The organism is Priestia sp. 10L35 (genome assembly GCF_056395685.1).
In genome coordinates, this window is sequence record NZ_JBFTKA010000036.1 from 1 (window position 1) to 4,356 (window position 4,356).

The window sequence follows — 4,356 nt, forward strand, 5'->3', positions numbered from 1 at the left end:
GCAAGAGGACTTGAACCCCCAACCTACTGATTACAAGTCAGTTGCTCTACCAGTTGAGCTACACCGGCACGGTGGTGGAGGATGACGGGATCGAACCGCCGACCCCCTGCTTGTAAGGCAGGTGCTCTCCCAGCTGAGCTAATCCTCCACTATTATGTAGATAAAAACAAATGGTGACCCGTACGGGATTCGAACCCGTGTTACCGCCGTGAAAGGGCGGTGTCTTAACCGCTTGACCAACGGGCCAGTTGGCTCCACAGGTAGGACTCGAACCTACGACCGATCGGTTAACAGCCGATAGCTCTACCACTGAGCTACTGTGGAATAATAATAGCCTGGCAACGTCCTACTCTCACAGGGACAAAGTCCCAACTACCATTGGCGCTAAAGAGCTTAACTTCCGTGTTCGGTATGGGAACGGGTGTGACCTCTTCGCTATCGCCACCAGACATATTATATTATACATGTTTTGATAAAGAAAGCAAGACTTTTTTTGAAAAAGTTTTGTTCTCTCAAAACTAGGTAACAGTTTGCTGAGTAAAGCTTACGCTTTTAAAAGTTTGGTTAAGTCCTCGATCGATTAGTATCAGTCAGCTACACATGTCGCCACGCTTCCACCTCTGACCTATCAACCTGATCATCTTTCAGGGATCTTACTAGCTTGCGCTATGGGAAATCTCACGTTCTGAACCCAGCTCGCGTACCGCTTTAATGGGCGAACAGCCCAACCCTTGGGACCGACTACAGCCCCAGGATGCGATGAGCCGACATCGAGGTGCCAAACCTCCCCGTCGATGTGGACTCTTGGGGGAGATAAGCCTGTTATCCCCGGGGTAGCTTTTATCCGTTGAGCGATGGCCCTTCCATGCGGAACCACCGGATCACTAAGCCCGACTTTCGTCCCTGCTCGACTTGTAGGTCTCGCAGTCAAGCTCCCTTGTGCCTTTACACTCTACGAATGATTTCCAACCATTCTGAGGGAACCTTTGGGCGCCTCCGTTACATTTTAGGAGGCGACCGCCCCAGTCAAACTGCCCACCTGACACTGTCTCCCGGCCCGATYAGGGCCGCGGGTTAGAATTTCAATACAGCCAGGGTAGTATCCCACCGACGCCTCCACCGAAGCTAGCGCTCCGGCTTCTCAGGCTCCTACCTATCCTGTACAAGCTGTACCAAAATTCAATATCAGGCTACAGTAAAGCTCCACGGGGTCTTTCCGTCCTGTCGCGGGTAACCTGCATCTTCACAGGTACTATAATTTCACCGAGTCTCTCGTTGAGACAGTGCCCAGATCGTTACGCCTTTCGTGCGGGTCGGAACTTACCCGACAAGGAATTTCGCTACCTTAGGACCGTTATAGTTACGGCCGCCGTTTACTGGGGCTTCGATTCAGAGCTTCTCCCAAAGGATAACCCCTCCTCTTAACCTTCCAGCACCGGGCAGGCGTCAGCCCCTATACTTCGCCTTGCGGCTTCGCAGAGACCTGTGTTTTTGCTAAACAGTCGCCTGGGCCTATTCACTGCGGCTCTCTCGGGCTATACACCCTACCAGAGCACCCCTTCTCCCGAAGTTACGGGGTCATTTTGCCGAGTTCCTTAACGAGAGTTCTCTCGATCACCTTAGGATTCTCTCCTCGCCTACCTGTGTCGGTTTGCGGTACGGGCACCTCCCGCCTCGCTAGAGGCTTTTCTTGGCAGTGTGGAATCAGGAACTTCGGTACTATAATTCCCTCGTCATCACAGCTCAGCCTTYATGATGAGCGGATTTGCCTACTCATCAGCCTAACTGCTTGAACGCGCATATCCAGCAGCGCGCTTACCCTATCCTACTGCGTCCCCCCATTACTCAAACGGCGGGGAGGTGGTACAGGAATATCAACCTGTTGGCCATCGCCTACGCTTTTCAGCCTCGGCTTAGGTCCCGACTAACCCTGAGCGGACGAGCCTTCCTCAGGAAACCTTAGGCATTCGGTGGACAAGATTCTCACTTGTCTTTCGCTACTCATACCGGCATTCTCACTTCTAAGCGCTCCACCAGTCCTTACGGTCTGACTTCRCWGCACTTAGAACGCTCTCCTACCACTGACATCAAAGATGTCAATCCACAGCTTCGGTGATACGTTTAGCCCCGGTACATTTTCGGCGCAGAGTCACTCGACCAGTGAGCTATTACGCACTCTTTAAATGGTGGCTGCTTCTAAGCCAACATCCTGGTTGTCTAAGCAACTCCACATCCTTTTCCACTTAACGTATACTTGGGGACCTTAGCTGGTGGTCTGGGCTGTTTCCCTTTTGACTACGGATCTTATCACTCGCAGTCTGACTCCCATGGATAAGTCTTTGGCATTCGGAGTTTGACTGAATTCGGTAACCCGTTGGGGGCCCCTAGTCCAATCAGTGCTCTACCTCCAAGACTCTTACAACATGAGGCTAGCCCTAAAGCTATTTCGGAGAGAACCAGCTATCTCCAGGTTCGATTGGAATTTCTCCGCTACCCACACCTCATCCCCGCACTTTTCAACGTGCGTGGGTTCGGGCCTCCATTCAGTGTTACCTGAACTTCACCCTGGACATGGGTAGATCACCTGGTTTCGGGTCTACAACCACATACTAAACGCCCTATTCAGACTCGCTTTCGCTACGGCTCCGCCTTATCAGCTTAACCTTGCATGGGATCGTAACTCGCCGGTTCATTCTACAAAAGGCACGCCATCACCCRTTAACGGGCTCTGACTACTTGTAGGCACACGGTTTCAGGATCTCTTTCACTCCCCTTCCGGGGTGCTTTTCACCTTTCCCTCACGGTACTGGTTCACTATCGGTCACTAGGTAGTATTTAGCCTTGGGAGATGGTCCTCCCAGCTTCCGACGGAATTTCACGTGTTCCGCCGTACTCAGGATCCACTCAAGAGGGAACGAAGTTTCAACTACAGGGTTGTTACCTTCTTCGACGGACCTTTCCAGGTCGCTTCATTTACTTCGTTCCTTTGTAACTCCGTATAGAGTGTCCTACAACCCCAAGAGGCAAGCCTCTTGGTTTGGGCTAATTCCGTTTCGCTCGCCGCTACTCAGGAAATCGCATTTGCTTTCTCTTCCTCCGGGTACTTAGATGTTTCAGTTCCCCGGGTCTGCCTTCAATATCCTATGTATTCAGATAAAGATACTGTTCCATTACGAACAGTGGGTTTCCCCATTCGGAAATCTCCGGATCAAAGCTCACTTACAGCTCCCCGAAGCATATCGGTGTTAGTCCCGTCCTTCATCGGCTCCTAGTGCCAAGGCATTCACCGTGCGCCCTTTCTAACTTAACCATTAGCGAATAAATGGTACAACATAAGAATGGTTTTATGGGATTGGCTTGACCTCGCGGTCTTGCAGCCCTTTGTACCATCCATTGTAGCACGTGTGTAGCCCAGGTCATAAGGGGCATGATGATTTGACGTCATCCCCACCTTCCTCCGGTTTGTCACCGGCAGTCACCTTAGAGTGCCCAACTAAATGCTGGCAACTAAGATCAAGGGTTGCGCTCGTTGCGGGACTTAACCCAACATCTCACGACACGAGCTGACGACAACCATGCACCACCTGTCACTCTGTCCCCCGAAGGGGAACGCTCTATCTCTAGAGTTGTCAGAGGATGTCAAGACCTGGTAAGGTTCTTCGCGTTGCTTCGAATTAAACCACATGCTCCACCGCTTGTGCGGGCCCCCGTCAATTCCTTTGAGTTTCAGTCTTGCGACCGTACTCCCCAGGCGGAGTGCTTAATGCGTTAGCTGCAGCACTAAAGGGCGGAAACCCTCTAACACTTAGCACTCATCGTTTACGGCGTGGACTACCAGGGTATCTAATCCTGTTTGCTCCCCACGCTTTCGCGCCTCAGCGTCAGTTACAGACCAAAAAGCCGCCTTCGCCACTGGTGTTCCTCCACATCTCTACGCATTTCACCGCTACACGTGGAATTCCGCTTTTCTCTTCTGCACTCAAGTTCCCCAGTTTCCAATGACCCTCCACGGTTGAGCCGTGGGCTTTCACATCAGACTTAAGAAACCGCCTGCGCGCGCTTTACGCCCAATAATTCCGGATAACGCTTGCCACCTACGTATTACCGCGGCTGCTGGCACGTAGTTAGCCGTGGCTTTCTGGTTAGGTACCGTCAAGGTACAAGCAGTTACTCTTGTACTTGTTCTTCCCTAACAACAGAGTTTTACGACCCGAAAGCCTTCATCACTCACGCGGCGTTGCTCCGTCAGACTTTCGTCCATTGCGGAAGATTCCCTACTGCTGCCTCCCGTAGGAGTCTGGGCCGTGTCTCAGTCCCAGTGTGGCCGATCACCCTCTCAGGTCGGCTATGCATCGT

General features: G+C 52.0%; 3 tRNA genes, 1 rRNA gene and 1 other annotated feature. All 4 genes read right to left on the reverse strand.

From position 1 onward, the window contains the following. Positions 1 to 72: 72 nt before the first annotated feature. Positions 73 to 148, reverse strand: a tRNA-Val gene (locus AC1DEF_RS28955). A 23-nt stretch (positions 149 to 171) separates the two neighbouring features. After that, a tRNA-Glu gene (locus tag AC1DEF_RS28960) sits at positions 172 to 246 on the reverse strand. A gap of 3 nt (positions 247 to 249) precedes the next feature. Then, a tRNA-Asn gene (locus tag AC1DEF_RS28965) sits at positions 250 to 324 on the reverse strand. Between the two features lie 9 nt (positions 325 to 333). Continuing rightward, positions 334 to 449: ribosomal RNA gene (rrf, locus tag AC1DEF_RS28970) — 5S ribosomal RNA — on the reverse strand. Positions 450 to 560: 111 nt separating this feature from the next. Continuing rightward, positions 561 to 4,356, reverse strand: a sequence feature (most likely nonfunctional fraction of RNA operon).